This is a genomic window from Pseudomonas sp. GD04058, from assembly GCF_029836855.1.
Taxonomy (GTDB): domain Bacteria; phylum Pseudomonadota; class Gammaproteobacteria; order Pseudomonadales; family Pseudomonadaceae; genus Aquipseudomonas; species Aquipseudomonas bharatica.
Map to the genome: position 1 here is coordinate 61,191 of NZ_JAOECN010000023.1, position 21,014 is coordinate 82,204.

The 21,014-nt window shown below is 64.7% G+C and carries 20 protein-coding genes; 8 read left to right on the top strand and 12 right to left on the bottom strand.

Features of this window, described 5'->3' with window-relative positions:
- Positions 1-122: 122 nt before the first annotated feature.
- Positions 123-1,361 carry a TIGR03862 family flavoprotein gene (locus N7650_RS18630; RefSeq protein ID WP_279899488.1) on the bottom strand — a complete coding sequence of 413 codons (1,239 nt, stop codon included), beginning with the start codon at positions 1,359-1,361 and terminating at the stop codon, positions 123-125.
- 151 nt (positions 1,362-1,512) lie between these two features.
- The gene (locus tag N7650_RS18635; protein WP_009394884.1) at positions 1,513-2,427 is read right to left on the bottom strand and encodes a histone deacetylase; all 915 of its coding nucleotides are present in this window, start codon (positions 2,425-2,427) and stop codon (positions 1,513-1,515) included.
- A 109-nt stretch (positions 2,428-2,536) separates the two neighbouring features.
- Between N7650_RS18635 and N7650_RS18640 the strand changes: the two genes are divergently transcribed.
- From N7650_RS18640 to N7650_RS18660, 5 genes are all read left to right on the top strand, one after another.
- Positions 2,537-3,106 carry a GNAT family N-acetyltransferase gene (locus N7650_RS18640; RefSeq protein WP_009394883.1) on the top strand — a complete coding sequence of 190 codons (570 nt, stop codon included), beginning with the start codon at positions 2,537-2,539 and terminating at the stop codon, positions 3,104-3,106.
- Positions 3,107-3,171: 65 nt separating this feature from the next.
- Positions 3,172-4,041 carry an acyl-CoA thioesterase II gene (tesB, locus tag N7650_RS18645; protein ID WP_009394882.1) on the top strand — a complete coding sequence of 290 codons (870 nt, stop codon included), beginning with the start codon at positions 3,172-3,174 and terminating at the stop codon, positions 4,039-4,041.
- The gene (locus N7650_RS18650) at positions 4,038-4,631 is read left to right on the top strand and encodes an HAD family hydrolase (RefSeq protein ID WP_009394881.1); all 594 of its coding nucleotides are present in this window, start codon (positions 4,038-4,040) and stop codon (positions 4,629-4,631) included. The genes tesB and N7650_RS18650 overlap by 4 nt, the downstream gene beginning before the upstream one ends.
- A gap of 134 nt (positions 4,632-4,765) precedes the next feature.
- Complete coding sequence (locus N7650_RS18655; protein WP_279899491.1) at positions 4,766-5,773, top strand: NAD(P)-dependent alcohol dehydrogenase; 1,008 nt, start codon at positions 4,766-4,768, stop codon at positions 5,771-5,773.
- A gap of 68 nt (positions 5,774-5,841) precedes the next feature.
- Positions 5,842-6,054 (top strand): PLDc N-terminal domain-containing protein, encoded by a 213-nt coding sequence (locus tag N7650_RS18660; protein WP_009394859.1) that lies wholly within the window; start codon positions 5,842-5,844, stop codon positions 6,052-6,054.
- A 5-nt stretch (positions 6,055-6,059) separates the two neighbouring features.
- Here N7650_RS18660 and N7650_RS18665 read toward each other — a convergent pair whose 3' ends face one another.
- A complete protein-coding gene (locus N7650_RS18665) occupies positions 6,060-6,674 on the bottom strand; it encodes a LysE family translocator (RefSeq protein WP_064302013.1) in 615 nt (204 codons plus the stop codon).
- A 115-nt stretch (positions 6,675-6,789) separates the two neighbouring features.
- Between N7650_RS18665 and N7650_RS18670 the strand changes: the two genes are divergently transcribed.
- Positions 6,790-7,242, top strand: coding sequence for an Lrp/AsnC family transcriptional regulator (locus tag N7650_RS18670; RefSeq protein WP_009394857.1), 453 nt, complete (start codon positions 6,790-6,792; stop codon positions 7,240-7,242).
- Between the two features lie 165 nt (positions 7,243-7,407).
- Here N7650_RS18670 and N7650_RS18675 read toward each other — a convergent pair whose 3' ends face one another.
- The 8 genes from N7650_RS18675 to N7650_RS18710 all read right to left on the bottom strand — a co-directional run bounded on the left by N7650_RS18675 (position 7,408) and on the right by N7650_RS18710 (position 15,886).
- Positions 7,408-8,199, bottom strand: coding sequence for an outer membrane protein OmpK (locus N7650_RS18675; protein WP_279899494.1), 792 nt, complete (start codon positions 8,197-8,199; stop codon positions 7,408-7,410).
- Positions 8,200-8,448: 249 nt separating this feature from the next.
- Complete coding sequence (locus N7650_RS18680) at positions 8,449-9,414, bottom strand: 2-oxoglutarate and iron-dependent oxygenase domain-containing protein (RefSeq protein WP_279899496.1); 966 nt, start codon at positions 9,412-9,414, stop codon at positions 8,449-8,451.
- Between the two features lie 164 nt (positions 9,415-9,578).
- A complete protein-coding gene (locus N7650_RS18685) occupies positions 9,579-10,661 on the bottom strand; it encodes a BMP family ABC transporter substrate-binding protein (RefSeq protein ID WP_279899497.1) in 1,083 nt (360 codons plus the stop codon).
- 267 nt (positions 10,662-10,928) lie between these two features.
- Positions 10,929-11,855, bottom strand: coding sequence for an ABC transporter permease (locus tag N7650_RS18690; RefSeq protein WP_009394853.1), 927 nt, complete (start codon positions 11,853-11,855; stop codon positions 10,929-10,931).
- A gap of 56 nt (positions 11,856-11,911) precedes the next feature.
- A complete protein-coding gene (locus N7650_RS18695) occupies positions 11,912-13,012 on the bottom strand; it encodes an ABC transporter permease (RefSeq protein WP_037058604.1) in 1,101 nt (366 codons plus the stop codon).
- A gap of 13 nt (positions 13,013-13,025) precedes the next feature.
- Entirely contained in the window at positions 13,026-14,561 is a 1,536-nt protein-coding gene (locus N7650_RS18700) for an ABC transporter ATP-binding protein (protein WP_279899499.1), read from the bottom strand.
- A 267-nt stretch (positions 14,562-14,828) separates the two neighbouring features.
- Complete coding sequence (locus N7650_RS18705) at positions 14,829-15,155, bottom strand: AzlD domain-containing protein (protein WP_009394850.1); 327 nt, start codon at positions 15,153-15,155, stop codon at positions 14,829-14,831.
- Positions 15,152-15,886 (bottom strand): AzlC family ABC transporter permease, encoded by a 735-nt coding sequence (locus tag N7650_RS18710; RefSeq protein ID WP_009394849.1) that lies wholly within the window; start codon positions 15,884-15,886, stop codon positions 15,152-15,154. The genes N7650_RS18705 and N7650_RS18710 overlap by 4 nt, the downstream gene beginning before the upstream one ends.
- A 262-nt stretch (positions 15,887-16,148) precedes the next feature.
- On the opposite strand from N7650_RS18710, the gene N7650_RS18715 reads away from it, so the two are divergent.
- Positions 16,149-18,068 (top strand): tyrosine-protein phosphatase, encoded by a 1,920-nt coding sequence (locus tag N7650_RS18715; protein ID WP_279899500.1) that lies wholly within the window; start codon positions 16,149-16,151, stop codon positions 18,066-18,068.
- A gap of 6 nt (positions 18,069-18,074) precedes the next feature.
- On the opposite strand, the gene N7650_RS18720 is transcribed toward N7650_RS18715, so the two are convergent.
- A complete protein-coding gene (locus N7650_RS18720; protein WP_279899502.1) occupies positions 18,075-19,052 on the bottom strand; it encodes an AraC family transcriptional regulator in 978 nt (325 codons plus the stop codon).
- A 605-nt stretch (positions 19,053-19,657) separates the two neighbouring features.
- On the opposite strand from N7650_RS18720, the gene N7650_RS18725 reads away from it, so the two are divergent.
- Positions 19,658-20,896, top strand: coding sequence for an OprD family porin (locus N7650_RS18725; protein ID WP_009394352.1), 1,239 nt, complete (start codon positions 19,658-19,660; stop codon positions 20,894-20,896).
- Positions 20,897-21,014: the final 118 nt, after the last annotated feature.

Sequence of the window (21,014 nt, forward strand, 5' to 3'; positions counted from 1 at the left end):
TGTCGCCTGTAATGGCCTAATCGCTGGCAAGCCAGCTCCCACAGGTACCGCGGCGCTCTTGAAGCCAGTGGTGAGCCTGTGGGAGCTGGCTTGCCAGCGATAGGGCCAGTGAAGGCAACCCATCAATCCCTGCCAAGCCACTCCAGCGCCGCCAACCCGGCCCTCTTGCCACTGGCAAAACAAGCCGTCAGCAGATACCCCCCGGTGGGCGCCTCCCAGTCCAGCATCTCCCCGGCACAGAACACCCCTGGCACCCGCTTGAGCATCAAGCCTTCGTCCATCGCCTCGAAGCGCACCCCGCCAGCGGTACTGATCGCCTCATCCAGCGGTCGCGCACGCACCAGTACGATGGGCAGGGCCTTGATCGCCGCCGCCAGCTTCCGCGGATCGGCGAATACCTCCGGGCCGGTCAGCTCGCGCAGCAGCGAGGCCTTCACCCCGTCTAGCCCCAGTTGCCCGTGAAGATGTTTCGCCATCGACCGCGACCCACGCGGCTTGCTCAACGCAGCAGCAATCTTGTCCATAGCCTTGTTCGGCAGCAGGTCCAGCAATAGCGTCGCGTGGCCGTCACGGTTGATGGTTTCGCGAACCTGCGCCGACCAGGCATAGACCAGGCTGCCTTCCACCCCGCCTTCGGTCAGGACGAACTCGCCCAGTCGCGGTGCCTGTCCCGGCAGGCTCAAGGCGATGTTCTTCAACGGTGCGCCAGCGAATTTCTGCTTGAGCAGATCGCTCCAGGCCGCGACTTCGAAGCCGCTGTTGGCCGCCTGCAATGGGGCGATGTCCACGCCCCGTTCGGTCAGCCAGGGTAGCCAGGCGCCGTCCGAGCCCAGGCGTGCCCAGCTGCCGCCGCCGAGGGCGAGGATCGTGGCGTCAGGCCGGATCGCCAGTTCACCCTGTGGATAACCAATCCGCAGCGCGCCTTCGTCGTTCCATCCGAGCCAGCGGTGGCGCGTGTGGATAACTACTCCGGCGTCGCGCAGGCGCTTGAGCCAGGCACGCAATAGCGGTGCGGCCTTCATGTCGGTGGGAAAAACCCGACCCGACGTACCGACGAAGGTAGTTATCCCCAACCCATGGATCCACTCCCGCAAGGCATCGGCATCGAAGCCCTGCAGCAACGCGCCGATCTCGCCGCTGCGCTCGGCATAGCGGGAGACGAAATCCGGGTACGCTTCGGAGTGGGTGATATTCATCCCGCCCACCCCGGCCAGAAGGAACTTGCGCCCCACCGAAGGCATGGCGTCGTACAGATCGACCCGGACCCCGGCCAGGGCCAGGACTTCGGCCGCCATCAGGCCGGCGGGGCCGCCGCCGATAATGGCGACGTGGGCAGGGGCGGTAGTGCGGGAATCGGTCATGGTGGCGGCAGGCTGGGGATAAGTAGGCCGCGCATTCTACCCGAGGCGAGGCGGGCAGGGCACTGTACAAAAAACGATCAAGCGCCGCGCAGCCCCGGTTTCACGGGGGCGGAACGGCTTTCCCGCAGGTTATCCACAAGCGGTTCCACAGTCATTGTGGGTAATCCAGCACCCGTTGCGCGCTGTGATGGAGGATGCCGTGGCGTCGGGCCAGGGCTTCGCGGTCCTTGCTGTAGCCGCCGCCGATCACTCCGACCACCGGGATATCCCGGCCCAGGCAGTGACGCAGTACGCAGGTATCACGGGCGGCGACGCCGGCATCGGTCAGTTGCAAATAGCCGAGGGCGTCGTCCTTGTGCACATCGACCCCGGCGTCGTACAGCACCAGGTCTGGCTGGTACAGCGGCAGCAGGTAGTTCAGGGCGTCGTCGACGATCTTCAGGTATTCGCTATCGCCCATGCCCCGGTGCAGTGGGATATCCCAGTCGCTGCGGGCCTTGCGGACCGGGAAGTTCTGTTCGCAGTGCAGGGATACGGTGATCGCGTCCGCGGTGTGTTCGAGGATCCGCGCCGTGCCGTCGCCCTGGTGCACGTCGCAATCGAAGATCAGCACGCGGTGCACCCTTCCGGCTTCCAGCAGGTAATGGCTGATCACCGCCAGGTCGTTGAAGATGCAGAAGCCTGCCGGATGATCGTAATGGGCATGGTGGGTGCCGCCGGCCAGGTGGCAGGCGATGCCGTGCTGCAGCGCCAGTTCGGCGGCCAGCAGCGAACCGCCCACCGCGCGCACGGTGCGCCGGGCCAGCGCCTCGCTCCAGGGCAGGCCAAGGCGACGCTGGTCCTCGCGGGACAGTTCGCCGTTCATGTAGCGCTCGATATAGGCGCGATCATGGGCCAGGGCGAGGATGTCGTTGGGACAGATGTCCGGGCGATGCAGCTCCGCGTCGGTCGTCAGGCCGCTGGCGATCAGGTGGTCGTGCAGCAGGCGGAACTTGTCCATCGGGAAGCGGTGCCCGGCGGGGAATTCCGGACTGTAGTCATCGTGGTAAACAAGAGGCAGGCGCATGGCGGGTCCGGCGATGGGTACCGGGTGATCTTGCCCGATGAGGGCCGGGCGTAGCCAGCATTGCCTGCCTACGCTGTAGACTGCGAGGCCATGGACCCTGGAGCCATCGATGACGCAGATTCTCGAGCTGGAAAGCGCGCGCCTGGTGCTGCGCCAATGGCAGGACGACGACCTCAAGGAATTCGCTGCGCTGTGCGCCGACCCGCAGGTGATGCGCTATTTCCCCGCACCCCTGAGCCGGCTGGAAAGTGCCGCGCTGATCGGCAGGATCCGCGGTCATTTCGCCGAGTACGGCTATGGCTTGTGGGCGCTGGAGCGCAAGGACACCGGGGCCTTCATCGGCATGACCGGCCTGCTCAACGTTGGCTTCGACGCCGCTTTCACCCCGGCTGTGGAGATCAGCTGGCGCCTGGCCCGTCGCCATTGGGGCCTGGGCTTCGCCAGCGAGGCGGCCTGGACCTGCCTGCGCTGCGCCTTCGCCCAGCTCGGCCTGGAGGAAGTGGTGTCGTTCACCACCCGCGAGAACCTCGCTTCGCAGAAGGTCATGCAGGCCATCGGCATGCAGGCTGACCCCGCCGGCGACTTCGAGCACCCGAAACTCGAACCCGGCCACCCGCTGCGGCCCCACGTGCTGTACCGCATCGACCGGGCCCAATGGCAGGCCACCTTGCGCGGCTGAACCCGCGAATATTTGGACAAACCCTGTATCATTTGCCGCCTGGGCCTTGCTTTGGAGAATCTCGAATGAGCCATGTGTTGGACGATCTGGTCGATCTGTTGAGTCTGGAAGCGATCGAGGAAAACCTCTTCCGCGGTCGTAGCCAGGACCTGGGCTTCCGCCAGCTCTATGGCGGCCAGGTACTCGGCCAGTCGCTTTCGGCGGCGAGCCAGACGGTCGAGGAAGCGCGCCACGTGCATTCCCTGCATGGCTACTTCCTGCGTCCGGGGGATGCCAGCATGCCGGTGGTCTACTCGGTAGACCGCGTGCGTGACGGCGGCAGCTTCAGCACCCGGCGCGTCACTGCGATTCAGAAGGGCCATCCGATCTTCACTTGCAGCGCCTCGTTCCAGTACGACGAGGAAGGCTTTGCGCATCAGGGCCAGATGCCCGAGGTGGTGGGCCCGGAAAACCTGCCGTCGGAAGTCGAGCTGGCGCGCTCCGTGGCCGACCGGCTGCCGGAACACATCCGCGACAAGCTGTTGTGTGCCAAGCCAATCGAAGTGCGTCCGGTCACCGAGAAGGACCCGTTCAATCCCAAGCCCGGCGACCCGGTGAAGTACGCCTGGTTCCGCGCCGACGGTACCCTGCCGGACTCCCAGGCGTTGCATAAGTACATGCTGGCCTACGCCTCCGATTTCGGCCTGCTGACCACTTCGCTGATGCCCCATGGCAAGTCGGTGTGGCACAAGGACATGCAGATCGCCAGCCTCGACCACGCCCTGTGGTTCCACGGCAACCTGCGCGCGGACGAGTGGCTGCTGTATGCGATGGACAGCCCCTGGGCCGGCAATGGCCGCGGTTTCTCCCGGGGCAGCATCTTCAACCGCGCCGGGCAATTGGTGGCCTCGTCCTGCCAGGAAGGGCTGATCCGTCACCGCAAGGACTGGGCATGAGCCTCAAGGACATTCGCCACTGGGTGTTCGACATGGACGGCACCCTGACCGTGGCCGTGCATGACTTCGCCGCGATTCGCCAAGCGCTGGGCATTCCGCCGGAGGACGACATCCTCACTCACCTTGCCGCCTTGCCTGCCGAAGAAGCGCAGGCCAAGCATGCCTGGCTGCTGGAGCACGAGCGCGACCTGGCGATTGCCTCGAAACCTGCGGAAGGGGCGGTGGAACTGGTGCGGGAACTGGCCGGGCGTGGCTATCAACTGGGCATCCTGACCCGCAATGCGCGAGAACTGGCCCATGTGACGCTGGAAGCCATCGGCGTGGCGGACTGCTTCCCGGTGGACAGCGTGCTGGGGCGTGATGAAGCGCCGCCCAAGCCGCATCCGGGCGGCCTGCTGAAACTGGCCGAGGCCTGGGCGGTGCAGCCGGCTGACATGGTGATGGTCGGCGACTATCGTTTCGATCTGGACTGTGGCCGCGCGGCGGGTACACGCACGGTGCTGGTGAACCTGCCGGACAATCCCTGGCCGGAACTGGCGGACTGGCATGCGGCGGATTGCCGGGCGTTGCGGGTCCTGCTCGGACACTGAGATTTTCCGAGGTCTTTCCGGCCTCATCGCTGGCAAGCCAGCTCCCACAGGACCGCGTGCACCGCCGACCCTGTGGGAGCTGGCTTGCCAGCGATAGGGCCCGGGAGACCACCACCTACTCCCAGGAGAACCCCATGAGCAAAGCCATTTACGTTCAACCCGGCGGCGGCTACGACAAGGTCGGCCTGGGCAGCGCGGACGCCGCGGCTCCGGCAGCCGGCGAGATCACCGTGCGCCTGCACGCCAACTCCCTCAACTATCACGATTTCGCCGTGGTCAGCGGCATGTGGGGCCCGAGCGAACCGCGCATTCCCATGGCCGACGGCGCCGGCGAGGTGATCGCGGTGGGCGAGGGGGTCAGCGAGTTCGCCGTGGGCGATTCGGTGGTCAGCACATTCTTCCCTGGTTGGCTCGATGGCGAGCCGCTGGTGGAAGGCTTCGCCACGGTGCCGGGCGATGGTATCGATGGCTATGCGCGTGAGCTTGTGACCGCCCGTGCCACGTCCTTCACCCGCGCACCCAAGGGCTACAGCCATGCCGAGGCTTCGACGTTGACCACCGCCGGCCTTACTGCCTGGCGTGCGTTGATGGCCGATGATTCGCTCAAGCCGGGCGATACCGTGCTGGTGCAAGGTACCGGCGGCGTCTCGATCTTCGCCCTGCAGTTCGCCAAGGCGGCGGGCGCCACGGTGATCGCCACGTCGTCCAGCGACGAGAAGCTGGAGCGCCTGAAGACCCTCGGCGCCGATGAGGTGATCAACTACCGCAGCACGCCGAACTGGGGCGAGAAGGTGCGCGCCCTGACCGATAACCGCGGCGTGGACCATGTGATCGAAGTAGGCGGCCCGGCGACCCTGGAGCAATCCATGATCGCCGCGCGGATTGGCGGGCATGTTTCGCTGATCGGCATCCTGACCGGTGTCGCCGGGCAGTTGCCGCTGGTGCAGGCGCTGGTCCGGCAGATCCGCTTGCAGGGCGTGCTGGTGGGCAGCCGTGCGCAGCAGCAGGCGATGATCCGGGCGATCGATGCCAATGGCCTGCGCCCGGTGATCGACAAGGCGTTCGAGCTGGAGCAGATCGTCGAGGCGTTCCGTTACCAGGAAAGCAACCGGCACTTCGGCAAGATCTGCCTGAGCTTCTGATCCGCAATCCGAATGAACCCCGAGGCGTCTGCCGTGCCCAATGCAAACAGCCAAACGGGAGACAGCCTATGGAACACGGACATTTGTGGATCACCCTTGCGGTGTTGCTGGCGGTGCTCGAGGTCTGGGCCATCAAACGCATCATCGGCAGCCCGGCGCGGGCCGAGAACAAGATGATGTGGATCGTCTTCGTGGTCTTCGTGCCGGTGATCGGCCTGATCGCCTGGGGACTGAGCGGGCCCAAGTCGCGCCCCGGCGTACCGCTGTCCAAGGAAGGCTGAGCGCGTCAGGCGAGCAGCCGCTCGCCGAACAGCACGGCGGCGATGGCAATCATCGCCAGCCCGGACAGGCGGCTGACATTGCGTGCCGCCGCCGGCCGGGCCTGCAACACGCTGCGAGCGCTGTAGCCGACCAGCAGGTAGATGATCCCGCAGCTCAGCAGATGCAGCAGGCCCAGGGCGAGGATCTGGCCCGGCACCGGCCAACTGGACAGCGGATCGGTGAACTGCGGCAGCAGCGCCAGGAACAGCAGGAACACCTTGGGGTTCAGCCCGCTGACGCAGAACCCGCGCAACACCCAGCGCGACCATGACTCCGCCTTGTCCTCGCCGGCCGAGGGCGTCGAAGGCTTCCATAGCATGTTCACACCCATCCACAGCAAGTACGCGGCGCCGACCAGGGTCATCACCGACAGTGCCGCCGGGTTGCTGGCCAATAGCGCTCCGGCGCCCGCCGCGACGATCAGCGTCGCCAGCAGATGCCCTGCCAGTAATCCCGCCACCGCCGGCACCACCCAGCGTCCGCGGATTCCGGCGGAGATGACATAGGCCCAGTCCACGCCCGGGGTAATCACGAACAGAAACGACACCGCCCAAAAGGCGGCCAGGACACTGACAGTCATCGGAAACTCCCCCGGGATTTGCGCTGAAGATGTCTTCAGAAGACTACGCAAGCGCTGCGGGAATTATCTTTCGTATATCCTCCGGGTTCGCCCTGAACGTGGAAGATCCTTCCTGATGGACCGTATTGATCGAAAGATTCTTGCCGAGCTGCAACGGGATGGCCGGCAATCCCTGACCGAACTGGCCGAGCGGGTCGGCCTCAGCCTTTCACCCTGTCATCGACGGGTGCGGGCGATGGAGGAGTCGGGGGTGATCCAGGGGTATCGCGCGTATCTGTCGCCGACCGAGCTGGGGCTCAATTTCGCCGCGATCGTTTTCGTGACCTTGCGTGAAGGGCACCAGCAGGCGGTGCACGCCTTCGAGGCGGCGCTGCCGGAGATTCCACAGATCCTCGAAGCCCAGCGTCTGTTCGGCGACCCGGACTACATGCTGCGCATCGTCACCCGCGATCTGCCGGCATTCCAGCAGCTCTACGACGAGCATCTGGCACGCTTGCCGAACGTGCAGCGCTTGAGTTCGACGCTGGTGATGAAGCAGGTGATCCAGGGGCGGGCGTTGCCACTGTGAGCAGGCACCGTTGAACCCCTGTGGGAGCTGGCTTGCCAGCGATTTGGCCGGTCCTGGCAACATCATTGCGCCTGCCGGCCTCATCGCTGGCAAGCCAGCTCCCACAGGATGGGGGCGTTGCCGGCGATGAGGCCAGTATGGGCAAAACTTCTCTTCGGACCGGCCTCAGAAGTGCGCTTTCACCAGCAGGCTGATCGCGCTCTGGTTCGTTCCGCCCAGCACTTCCTTGCCCAGGTAGCTGTCGTGGCTGATCCCGTACTTGTCGCTCCAGTAGTCATACTCCACCCCGACATAGAACTTCTCGCCCCAGCCCATGGCCTTGGCCAGGTCGTACTTGATCTGCGGGTTGAAGTGGAAGTTGGCGTGGTAGCTCTTGTCGTTGTCCACCACCCAGTCGATGAAGCCGTCGATGACCACGTTGGAATTGCCCACCGGCACGGTGTAGCTCCACACCGGGGTGATCTGCCAGACCCCCTTGCCGTCACGCTTGCCATCCGGCGTGCGCAGGTAGGTGTTGAGCTGGAAGTAATCGAAGCCGGGGATGTTCAGGTCCACTGCGGGGCCGATCAGATAGGTATCGACATCGTCCTCGCCGAATTCATAGGTGGCCGAGAGCAGCACGTCCTTGATCAGGCCGAACGACAGGTCGGTGCCGGTGATCTTGCCGAACGACAGGCGCGGGCTGAACTCGCCGTAGAAGCTGTGGCCGTCGCCCGCGCCGTTGGTGGCCTCGGTGTTGTACTTGATGCCGTCGACGAAGAAGAACAGGTCGCCGAAACTCCAGCCGCTGGCGTGCTCGAAGGTGACGGTCTGCTGCTTCGGCGGATCGACCTTGAAGTCGATGCCGTTGAGGTAGGTGAGGCTGTTGTCCTGCCACAGCAGAAGGTCGCCGGCCAGGGCCTGACCGGTTGCCAGCACGCCGCCCGCCAGCAGCATGGAAGTAGTGGTGCGGATCATCGAAAGCTCCTGATTTCTTGTGTTTTTCAAGGGGTGAACCTGTCGTGTTGGTCAGGCTTTCTCGATAGAGCAGGAAGGGTGCCAATTCCTGTCCAGATGGACAGAAATCGTAATAATTTCGTCGGCCCGGCGTTTTTCGCGGCCTGTAAAAGCTCGACGCCGCGCAACCGAGGGGGTGCGCGGCGTCGTGCCTGGCGAAGGTGCTTCAGGATGGCGCGTCGTCGCGCCATCACGGGGCCTGGTTGCGGATCAGGCCTGGGCTTCCTCGCGGCGGTAGGCGTAGGTATCGGCGAAGCGCGAGAGCATGTAGGCGCTGCACGAAACGGCCGGGTAGCGGGCCGGGTTGTCCTGGCCGGAACAGTTCGGCAGGCAGCTGATTTCCGTATCCGGATGGGGCTCGGCGAAGAACGGCATGGAGTAGCGGTCCACCCCTAGCGGGCTGATCACCCGATGCGGCGTGGACTTGTAACGGTCATTGCTCCAGCGCGCCATCATGTCGCCGATGTTGACCACGTAGGTGCCCTCGATGGGCGGCGCGTCGATCCATTCGCCGTCCAGGCTCTGCACCTGCAAGCCGCCCGCGTTGTCCTGGTACAGCAAGGTCACGCAGCCGTAGTCGGTATGCGCCCCGGCGCCCTGCTGGTCGGCGCTGCTGGCGCTCTGGCGCGGCGGGTAGTGGATCATGCGGAACACGCTGATCGGCTCGGCGAAACGCCGGTCGAAGAAATCCTCCTCGATGCCCAGCGCCTCGGCCATCGCCCGCAGCAGCGTCAGGGACAACTGGTGCATGTCCTGGTAATGCTGTTGCAGCAGGGCTTCCCAGCCGGGGATATCCGGGTGGCGGTTGGGGCCGCGCAGCGGTTTTTTCGCCAGCACGTCGGGGTGCTGCGCGTCCATGTGGAAGCCCATGTCGAAGGTTTCCTTCAGGTCGCTCGGGCGGCTTGGGTCCAGCTGCTCGGTGGCGATGGCGCCGTAGCCGCGGTGATGGGCGCTTTGGGTGATGTCGATCCGCAGTTTCTCTTCGGCCGGGCGGGCGAAGAAGTCCTCGGCGATGGCCTTGAGTTCGGCGATGCGTGACGCTGCGATCGGGTGTCCCTTGATGTAGTAGAAACCCCATTGCCGGCAGGCGGCGTCGATCTGCCTGGCCACGGTCTGGCGGGCGGCGGGATCGTCCTGGTACAGCGGGGTGATGTCGATGATCGGCAGGGTGTTCATGAATGGCTCCGGGAAGGACGGACCGCACCAGGGTGTGGTCCGCAGTGCTGCGAGTCTTCTCGTACCCAGGCAGCGAAGAGGCCGGCGGGGCCGGCCTTGTGCGCGGTTCTCATGGGAGGGACGGCGGCACATGGGCGGGCGGGAGCGGCGCTCCCGCCTGGCGATCACTTCGGCAGTTGCGCGGTGATGCCTTTGACGTAGTAGTTCATGCCGGCCAGTTCCGCATTGGTGGCCACCTTGCCTTCAGGGATCTTGACGGTGCCGGCCTGGTCGAGGATCGGGCCGGTGAAGGGGTGGAACGAGCCGTCCTTGATGCTGGCGATGATCTGCTCGGCGCCGCTTTTCACGTCGGCCGGGACCAGGTCGCTGATCGGCAGTTCGACGGTGCCGTCGGCCAGGCCACCCCAGTAGTCCTGCGACTTCCAGGTACCGTCCATGACCGCCTGGGTGCTCTTGATGTAATGCGGGCCCCAGTTGTTGACGATGGAGGTCAGTACCGCTTTGGGGCCGAAGTGGGCCATGTCCGAGGCGTAGCCCACGGCATAGACGCCACGGCGTTCGGCGGTCTGGATCGGTGCCGGGCTGTCGGTGTGCTGGAACAGCACGTCGACGCCCTGGTCGATCAGCGCGTTGGCGGCGTCCGCCTCCTTGCCCGGATCGAACCAGGAGTTGACCCACACCACCTTGATCTCGGTGCCGGGGTTGTACTTGTCCAGGGCCAGCTGGATGGCGTTGATGTCGCGCAGCACTTCCGGGATCGGGAAGGAAGCGACGTAGCCGATCTTTTTCGTCTTGGTCATCTTCGCCGCGAGGTAACCACCGACATAGCGGCCTTCATAGGACGTGGCCAGGTAGGTGCCAAGGTTCTTGTCCTGCTTGTAGCCGGTGGCGTGTTCGAAGGTGACTTTCGGGAACTGCTTGGCGACCTTGGCGGTGGGGTTTATGTAGCCGAAGGAGGTGGCGAAGACCAGGTCATAGCCGCCCTTGGCCATGTTGCGGATGACCCGCTCGGCGTCGGCGCCTTCCGGTACGTTCTCGACGAAGCTGGTGTCGATCTTGTCACCGAACTGCTTGATCAGCGCCTGGCGGCCCTGTTCGTGCTGGTAGGTCCAGCCGTGGTCGCCGATCGGGCCGATGTAGACGAAACCGACCTTCAACGGATCGGCGGCGGTGGCGGACAGTGCGGTGCTCAGGCCGATGGCGGCGGCCAGGGTGCGCAGCAGGTTCTTGCTTTTCTTCTGTTGCATCGGGGGGGGGCTCCTGTGGGTCTTTTCTAATGGCCGTGTCGGGCTTTTCTGGGTAGTGCAAAACGTCAGTGCAAAAAGCTGACCATGTGGGCAAAAAATGGTGTTTCGGGGGTTGCTGGGACTTTGGCGTAACTGAGGTGGTGCATCAGGGGGTGTGAAGTGCCCTTGAGTAGTGCAGTGCTGCTGATGGCCTCATCGCTGGCAAGCCAGCTCCCACAATGTGTCCTCCCTGTGGGAGCTGGCTTGCCAGCGATGAGGCCATCAGATTCAGCGCCCACCCTTCCAGGGTTGCCCCAGCGACACCGGCGCATACAAGCGGGTCTTGATCGCATCCCGCGACAGCACCACCAGCACCAGGATGGTCGCGACATAGGGCAGCATCGCCAGCAGGTTGGCCGGGAAGCTCACGCCGATGCCCTGGGCCACCAGGTGCAGGATGCTGGCGAGGCCGAACAGGTACGCCCCCAGCAGCACGCGGAACACCCGCCAGCTGGCGAACACCACCAGGGCGAGGGCGATCCAGCCACGCCCGGCGGTCATGTTCTCGGCCCACATCGGGGTGTAGGCGAGCGACAGATAGCCACCGGCCAAGCCGGCCATGGCGCCGCCGAACAGCACCGCCAGGGTTCTTACCCGCAGCACGGGCAGGCCCATGGCACTGGCGGCATCCGGGTTTTCACCGACAGCCTGCAGCACCAGTCCGGTACGACTTTTCAGCAGCACCCAGGCGATCAGGATGAAGAGCAGGAAGGACAGGTAGACCAGCACATCCTGGTTGAACAACATGTGGCCCACGATCGGCAGCTCCGACAGCAGCGGGATCGCCACCGGCTCGAAGCCGGTCAGCGGCTTGCCGACCCAGGCGGAGCCGACGAAGGACGACAGGCCCACGCCGAAGATGGTCAGGGCCAGCCCGGTTGCCACCTGGTTGGCCTGGCAGCCCAGCGCTACCAGGGCGAACAGCGCCGACAGCAGCATGCCGGCCAGGCAGGCCATCAGGACGCCGAGCCACAGGTTGCCGGTGGCGAAGGCGGCGATGAAGCCCGCCACCGCGCCGAACAGCATCATGCCTTCCTGGCCCAGGTTGAGTACGCCGCTCTTTTCGCAGACCAGCTCGCCCAGGGCGACCAGCAGCAGCGGTGTGCCGCAGCGCACCATGGCGTAGAGAATGTTGCCAAGCAGATCGGGATCCATAATCGAAACCTCAGCCCGCGCGCCATTGGCGCGGGTAAACGAAAAGTCAGTCGGAGTCAGGCATTCGCCGGTTCGGGCAGGCGCACGGGCTGGCGCCTGCCAAGCTTGAGGCGCGGCCGGTAAAGGATCAGCACGTCGCAGGCGAGCAGGTAGAACAGCATCATTCCCTGGAACAGCCCGGTCAGGGACTGCGGCAGGTTGAGGCTCATCTGCGCGTTTTCACCGCCCAGGTAGAGCAGCGCCATCAGCAGCCCGGCGACGAGGATGCCGAGGGGATTGAGGCGGCCGAGAAAGGCCACGGTAATGGCGGCATAGCCGTAGCCTGGCGACACCTGCGGCACCAGTTGGCCGATCGGTCCGCTGACTTCGCTGACCCCGGCCAGCCCGGCCAGGCCGCCACTGATCAGCAACGCCAGCCAGACCAGGCGCTTCTCGCGGAAACCGACGAATCCGGCGGCGCGCTGGTCGAGGCCGAGCACCTTGATCTGGAAACCCAGGAAGCTCTTGTGCAGCAGCACCCACACCGCCACCAGGGCGAGCAGGACGAAGTACAGGCCGACATGCACCCGGCCATCCTCGAACAGCGCCGGTAGGCGGCTGGCATCGCCGAACATCGCCGACTGCGGGAAGCTGAAGCCGTCCGGATCCTTGAGCGGACCGTGGACGAAGAACAGCAGCAGGTTCAGGGCGATGTAGTTGAGCATGATGGTGGTGAGGATCTCGTTGGCGTTGAAGTGCGTGCGCAGCCACGCCGCGAGCGCTCCCCACAAGGCCCCGGCGAGCGTCCCGGCGAGCAGGACCCAGAGCAGCGCCCAGCGGCTGTCCCAGTCGATGATCTGGATGGCCAGGGCACTGCCGGCCAGAGCGCCCATCAGCAACTGGCCTTCGGCGCCGATGTTCCAGATCCGTGCCTGGTAGGCCACCGCCAGGCCCAGGGCGCAGAGCAGGATCGGCAGGGCCTTGAGCAGCAGTTCGGAGAGGCCATAGAGATCGCTGACCGGCTCGATCAGCAGGGTGTGGAAGGTTGGCAGCGGGTCATGCCCGAGCGCGCTGAACAGCAGCGCTCCGCTGAGCAGGGTCAGCAGCCCGGCGAGCAGGGGCGACAGCAGGAGCATGGCGCGGGACTGCCGGGTACGGGGTTCAAGGGATAGCAACATGGCAGGCTTCTCGTCAGGCAGCGTCTTGCGTGGTGTCGAACTGGCCGGCCATCCAGCCGCCGACCTCCACGGTATGGGTTTCGGCGGTGGCCTTGAGCGGCGACAGGCGACCGCTGCACAGGGCGCCGATGCGGTCGCTGATCTGGAACAGTTCGTCGAGGTCTTCAGAGATCACCAGGATTGCCGCGCCGGCATCGCGCAGGGCGATCAGCGCACGGTGGATCGCCGCGGCGGCACCGACGTCGACGCCCCAGGTCGGGTGCGCGGCGACCAGCAGTTTCGGGTTCTGCAGGATCTCGCGGCCAAGGATGAATTTCTGCAGGTTGCCGCCGGAAAGGCTGCGCGCCGTGGTCTGGGCATCCGGCGTCTTCACTGCGAAGCGCTCGATGATCCGCTCGGCCAGCTCCAGCACCTTGCCCGAACGGATCAAACCGCGATTGACCAGGCCTTGCTGGAAGGCGGTGAGCAGGGCGTTGTCGGCCAGGCTCATGTCAGGCACGGCGCCGTGGCCGAGGCGTTCGGCGGGAACGAAGGCCAGGCCAAGGGCGCGACGCGCGTCGGGATAGAGGTTGGCCATGGGCTGGTTATCGAGGGTGATGCGTTCGCGCTCGCCGGCCGGCAGGCGGGTTTCGCCGCTGAGCAGCGCCAGCAACTCGTCCTGGCCATTGCCGGCGACCCCGGCGATACCGACGATCTCGCCGCTGCGCACTTCAAGGCGCAGGTGTTCGAAGGAGGTACCGAAGGGGTCCTTGTTGCGCCAGGTCAGGTCGTCTACCCGCAGGCGCGGCAGCTGGCCTGCGCTTTTCGGGTAGCTGGCCTCCAGGCCCTCGGCGTCGCCGACCATCAGCCGCGCCAGCTGCAGGTCGCTGCATTCGGCGGGTACGCAATCCCCCGAGACCCGGCCGCCGCGCAGCACCGTGGCGCTGTGGCAAAGGGCGCGGACCTCGTTGAGCTTGTGGCTGATGAACAGGATCGAACAGCCCTCGGCGGCCAGGGCGCGCAGGGTGATGAACAGCTCGTCGACTTCCTGGGGCGTCAGCACCGAGGTCGGCTCGTCGAGGATCAGCAGCTTGATGTCCTGCATCAGGCAACGAACGATCTCGACCCGCTGACGCTCGCCGATGGACAGGCTGTGCACCAGGCGCTCCGGTTCCAGGCCCATGCCGTAGCGCCGGGAGACCTCGCGGATGCGCGGCGCCAGTTGCCCTGGCGTACCCGCTTCGCGGCCCAGGGCCAGGGCAATGTTCTGTGCGACGGTCAGGGTCTCGAACAGGGAGAAATGCTGGAACACCATGCCGATTCCCAGCCGGCGGGCCTGGGCCGGATCGCGCACCTGCACGGGCTGGCCCTCCCACAGCACCTGGCCGGAGTCGGGGGCGGTGACGCCGTAGATGATCTTCATCAGGGTGCTCTTGCCCGCGCCGTTCTCGCCGAGCAGGGCATGGATTTCACCGGCGCCGATACGCAGGTCGATGCGGTCGTTGGCCAGGGTGCCGGGGTAGCGCTTGGTAATGGCGCGTAGCTCCAGGCGCAAGGGGAATTCGGACATGGGACTGCTCGGGGATCAGTGTGTTGAGCAGCTTGCAAAGCAAAAACATGGCCAAGTGGTCAGATTATTACTGGAGTGGCCGGGGTAAAGGGGTTGTGGGTTTGTAGGAAGGTGGTTTGGAAGGGGGCAGGAAGGGGAGAGTGATTGGTTTTGGGGCGGGTGGGGGCATCAAACTGGTGCGGTGACTTTGACGGCCTCATCGCTGGCAAGCCAGCTCCCACAGGGATCACCACTGTACCTGTGGGGGCTTGCCAGCGATGAGGGCCTTCAGTGCATGAGCATCTTCAACCCCCACAAGGCCCCCATCCCCACCGCCAGGGTCAGCACGGTATTGCGGGTTTTCCACGCCACCAGCGCCGCCAGCACCGCCGCCGGAATCTGCGGATTGCCCAGCACGAAATCGCCATGCCCTTCCGGATACACCACCGCCGGCAGCACCAGCGCCGCCAGTACACTGGCCGGCACATAGGCCAGGGCCCGGCTCACCAGCGGCGGCACCCGCAGGTTGCCGTACAGTTCGACGAAGGACAGGCGCAAGGCAAAGGTCCCCACCCCGACGGCCAGGAAAAGTCCCCACAGGGCCAGGTCGCTCATTGGCTTTCTCCTTCTGCTCGATAGTCTGCTTGCGACGCTTTCCTGCGCAGGCTTTCCGTGACCACCCCTGCAACCACTCCGCCGATCGACGCCGTCACCAGCCCGAGGTTGTACGGCAGATCCACCGCCGCCACGGCAATCCCGCCGCCGACGATGGCCGCCACCAGCGCCGGGATATTGCGGATCCCAGGCACCAGCAAGGCGAGGAACGACAGGGGAATGGTGAAACCAAGCGACCAGCTTTCCGGAATGCTCCCACCCAGGAAAACGCCTGCCACTACCGCCAGGTTCCATGCCAGCCACATGGCCGCTGCCGTGCCCGCGTAGTAGTGATAGCCATAGCGCCCCAGCTCGCCGGACGACAGTCTCAAGACGCACAGCGCGTAGGCCTGGTCGGAAAGCATGTACGACAGCGGCCAGGTCCAGCGCCGTGGCAACGCGTGCAGATAGGGCGCCAGCGAGGCGCTGTACATGATGAAGCGCAGGTTGATGATCAGCGCCGTGGCGACGATCGCCACCGGCAGCACGCCGCCCTGGATCAGTTGCAGGGCAACCATCTGGGCCGAGCCGGAATAGAACAGCAGGGTCATGCCGATGGCCATGGTCGGGCTCATGCCCATCTTGACCGCCATGACACCGGTTACCAGGCCAAAGGGGATGACACCGGGCGTGAGGGGCAGCAAGGCACGGACGCCCGCGCCAAAGGCGGCACGGCCGGAGGGGTAAGGCATTTCGCCTCCTTGTTATAGGTTTTGTATGACAGACGTATCCGTCTGCATCGCGGGATAGAGTGTAGGGCTTCTCGGTTGTCGCCGACGAGCCGGACGTCCTGCATATGCAGGATTGGCTGATTGTCCGGGGCAGCCATCACGGACGAAAAACGCAGCATGCGGACAGATCGCGCCGGCATTTTCCTGTGCTGGGGTTTTGTAATATCCAGTCACAACGCCCTGAAGATAGTAGCCGCCTCACTTCCCTGAAAGAGGCTACGCCGTGTTGCTCCGTGTCCTGTTTTCCCTGTCCGCCCTCAGCCTGTCCATCGCCGCCCAGGCCGCCGGGACCTACGACCTCGACACCCCGCGCCTGACCGGTATCGACAACTTCCGCGATATCGCTGGTACTACGACGGCCTACACCACGGTCAATGACGGCACGATGCGTTCGGGCGTGTTCTATCGCTCCAATGCCCTGACCCCGACGGCGTCGGACCTGGCTACGTTGAATACCCTCGGCATTTCCAATGTCTACGACCTGCGCACCCCAAGCGAGATCGCCGCGACCCCGGACACCCTGCCGAGCGGCGCGGTGTACCAGAACATCGACATCATCGGCGGCACCGCGTCCGGCGCGAACGTGACCAACATTTCCTTCACCAGCGCCGCCCAGGCCGTGGCGATGATGGAGGAAACCAACCGCGCCTTCGTCAGCGATAGCGGTATGCGCAGTCAATTCAGCGCATTGTTCAACGAACTGGCTGCGGCCGACGGTGCCGCGTTGTTCCATTGCACCGCGGGCAAGGACCGCACCGGCTGGACCGCCGCCGTATTGCTGAGCATCGCCGGGGTGGACAGCGCGACCATCATGGAAAACTACCTGGCCACCAACGACTACACCGCTGCCCGTGTCGCCGCCACCCTGGCCGCACTGCCGGCGAGCATGGCGGCGATCTACGAGCCGTTGCTCGGTGTGCAGGCCAGCTACCTGCAAGCCGGCCTCGACGAGGTAACCGCCGAATACGGCAGCATGGACAATTACCTGAAGGAAGGCCTCGGCCTGTCCCAGGAAACCATCTACGTACTGCGTGGGAAAATGGTGTTCTACAACAGCCTGCCGGGGGCTGCCGACCTGCTGGGCAACTCGGCGGCGGGGGCTCGGCTACTGTCGCAATTGCAGAACAGCAGCCTGTCCGGGGACTACACGGCTTACAACTACTATCTGCAATCGGCGATCGATGCGGGCACCCTCGGCGGTGTCGAAGCGACCGTGGGCGGGCAGGTGCATGCCGACGCGGTCAGCTACCTGCTGCGCCAGGGCGCGCTGCTGGACAACGCGGCGGCGCCCTATGCCAGCGGCACCGATCTGAAGATCGGCCAGTACCGCTTGTGGACCACGGCGCTGGCAGGATACCAGGGTACCGATGGTTCCTCGCGGGCAGCGAGCAGCAACGAGCATACCCGGGGAATGATGGTCGGCATTACCCAGCGTTTCCCCGAGCAGCTCAGTGCGCATGCCGGCTTTGGCTACAGCAATGGCAGCGTCGGGGCGGCGGGTGGTGATGTGGATACCGACCTGACCTTCATCAAGGCCGGTGCGCGTTTCGCCTTCGACACGCTGGACCGTGGCCTCTTCCTTGAAGCCGGGTTGAGTGGCGGCTGGCTGGACTACGACAGCAAGCGGGAATTGGGTGGTGGTCTCGGCGCGGCCAAGGGCGATACCGACGGCACCTTGGCGGGCGCGAGCCTGGCACTGGGCTACCGGCTGCCGATGTCGGCTCTCACGGTCGAGCCGAGCCTGGGGGTGCGGGTCAGCCGCGTGGATCTCGATGGCTTCCAGGAGAAGGGCAGCGAACTGGCCTTGCAGGTGGAGGCGTTGAAGGAAACCCGGCGCAGTGCCTTTGCCAACGTCAAGGCCACCTTCGCAGCGCATGAACTGGGCGCCGGCTGGCAACTGACGCCGGGGCTCGACGTAGGTTACGAGCATGCGCTGGGCAACCATGAAGTCGATAGCCAGGGCCATCTGCTGGGGCTGGATGTCGAGCAGCGGGCGGCGTTCGACAGCCGTGACCAGTTCAGTGGCGGTTTCAGCCTGACGGCTAGCCAGGGCGATTTCAGCGTGGGGGCTGATCTTGGCGTTATCACCGGCGGGGACAGTCATGGCGTCAGCGGGAATCTGAAGGCCAGCTACCAGTTCTGACCCGCTTCAAGACCCGTCGCGCAGGTCGGCCGGACTGATGCCGTAGGCGTTCTGGAAGTACTGGCAGAAGCGGCCGACATTGCTGAAGCCCAAGGCCAGCGATATTTCGCTTACCGAGCGGGAGGGATCCTGCGTCAAGGCGTCATGGGCCCGTTGCAGGCGCACCTGGCGCTGATAGGACACTATCGAGGTACCTACGAAACGACGGAAGCCGTCCTGCAAGGCACGCAGGCTGATATTGCTGAGCTCGGCCAGTTCGCGGCCGCTGGGCAAGGCGTCGGGATGGGCCTGGATGTAGTCCATGGCCTGTCTCACATGGCGCGGGGCGATCAGCGCTTGCGGGCGTTTCAGTTCGTCGCTGTAGGTGTGCGGCCAGACTTCCAGCACCGAGTCCACCAGCATTTCCTGCAGACGGCCGGGCATCAGCGAACTGGCGGTCATCAGTTGGTCGAACGCGTTGCCGGTAGCCATGCCGACGATGGCCTTGATGCCCTGGAAGGCGTCCGCAGCCAGATCCACCATGGAGTGGAAACGAATGGGCCGGAGAATGGGCTTGCCCAGCAGGACCGACAGGCGGCGGGCGAAGATCGAGCGGCGGATGGACATGCCGTACTGGGAATGGCCGTCGATGAAGTTCACTGACCTGACCGCGGTTTTCTCCACTGCAAGGCCGATCCGGGGCGTGCCGACGATCTCGCTGGAATGGCTGAACACGATGCGTCCTGCGGTGGGAAAAACGAAGGTGATCTCGTCCTCGGCGTCGGGCAGGCCGGTGAGCAGGTCGCCGCGAAAGCTCAGGTTGCGCACGCTCACACCGTTATAGCGGCCGTAGACCCCGGCAATGGCGACCTGCCGGTCCGGGCGCGGCATGCCGGCGTACAGATCGCCGAACATGCGCGTGAACAGGGCGCCGAAATCGTCGCTGCTCATGTTGTCGGAGCGAATCATGAAGGAGTGGCGGGTGCTGGCTGGGTCCGGATGCATTGTTGGTCTTCGGCGGATTCTGGGGGAAAAGCAGGATAGGGACGGGGGGTTACAGCCTGATGATCGTGCCCGCTACTGTCGCTCATGGAAAAAATGACTCTTTGATTTGCAGGGACCTTGTGGGAGCGGGTTCACCCGCGATTGCATCAGTGAGCTCACCATAGCAATCGCGGGTAAACCCGCTCCCACAGGACCGAGGTCAATTCGCGGGGTGTCATCGTATGTCTTTGCCTGCTGCTCAACCCGCGCAGTAGAGCCCCTGTCTCCAGATCAGCCTCATAAACTCAAAGCCAATCGCCAAATCCGCCCTTGCTTGAGCGTTGACACCCCATCGCGGCCTTGCTAATAATTCGACATGTTGTACGACAACACACAACAACAACTAAAAACAGTGAACCTGCCCATGTCGACATCACCTTCGTCTTCTCAGCGCACCTCCCATCTTCCTCTTTCCCCGGCCAGTCCTTTCGGTTCGCCGCGTTTCGTCGTGGGCAACTGACCCGCGCGAACCCCAGGTTCCACCCCACGCCACCCGCCCCATGCCGCAGGTCGCCGATGCGCGCCCGGAAGGGCGGACTGCCACACCCTCAGGGAGCACAACAATAATGAAAATCCGCCACACCCTTCCGTTCACCCTGCTCGGCACCGGCCTGCTCGCCAGCCTGCCGATGACCGGCAGCGCCGCCGGTTTCATCGATGATTCCAAGGCCACCCTCGGCCTGCGCAACTTCTACATCAACCGCAATTTCACCAACCCGAGCAACCCGCAGAGCAAGGCGGAGGAGTGGACCCAGAGCTTCATCCTCGACGCCCGCTCGGGCTTTACCGAGGGCACCGTGGGTTTCGGCGCGGATGTGCTGGGGCTGTGGTCGGTGAAGCTCGATGGCGGTGGCGGTACCTATGGCACTGCGCTGTTGCCGCGACATGACGACGGGCGTCCGGCTGACGATTACGGGCGCCTGGCAGTGGCCGGGAAGATGCGCATCTCCAAAACCGAGCTGAAGGTCGGCGAGTGGATGCCGGTATTGCCGATCCTGCGCTCCGACGACGGCCGCTCCCTGCCGCAGACCTTCCGCGGTGGCCAGGTCACCTCCAACGAGATCGCCGGCCTGACCCTCTACGGCGGCCAGTTCCGCGGCAACAGCCCGCGCAACGACGCGAGCATGGACGACATGAGCTATGGCGGCGGGGTGTCGGACCGCTTCAACTTCGTCGGTGGCGAGTACAAGTTCAACCAGGACCGTACCCTGTTCGGCCTGTGGAATGCGGTGCTCAAGGATGTCTACGAGCAGCAGTACCTGCAGGTGAGCCACCTGCAGCCTGTCGGTGACTGGACCCTCGGTGCCAACCTCGGCTATTTCCACGGCGACGACGATGGCGCCGCCCGCGCCGGCAAGCTGGACAACAAGACCTACTCAGGCATGTTCTCCGCCAAATATGGCAGCAGCACCTTCTGGCTTGGCCTGCAGCGGGTCGATGGCAATACCTGGATGCGGGTCAACGGCACCAGCGGCGGCACCCTGGCCAACGACAGCTACAACTCCAGCTTCGACAATTCGGAAGAACGTTCCTGGCAGGTCCGCCATGACTTCAACTTCGCCGGTGTCGGCATTCCGGGCCTGACCCTGATGAACCGCTACATCAGCGGCAAGGACGTACACACCGGGGCGATCACCGATGGCAAGGAATGGGTGAGGGAGTCGGAACTGGCCTACGTAATCCAGAGCGGAACCTTCAAGAACCTCAGCATCCGCTGGCGCAACTCCAGTATCCGTCGCGATTACAGCAACAACGAATTCGACGAGAACCGGTTGATCTTCAACTATCCGCTGTCGCTGCTGTGATCGAAGCGGGGGTCGCACCGCGATCCCCGCAACCAGGCGTTGACAGGCAGGCGGATCGCTGTCGATAATCGCCAAAGTCATACGACAACCTACAACAAATCAGACAACAAGGGCCGGC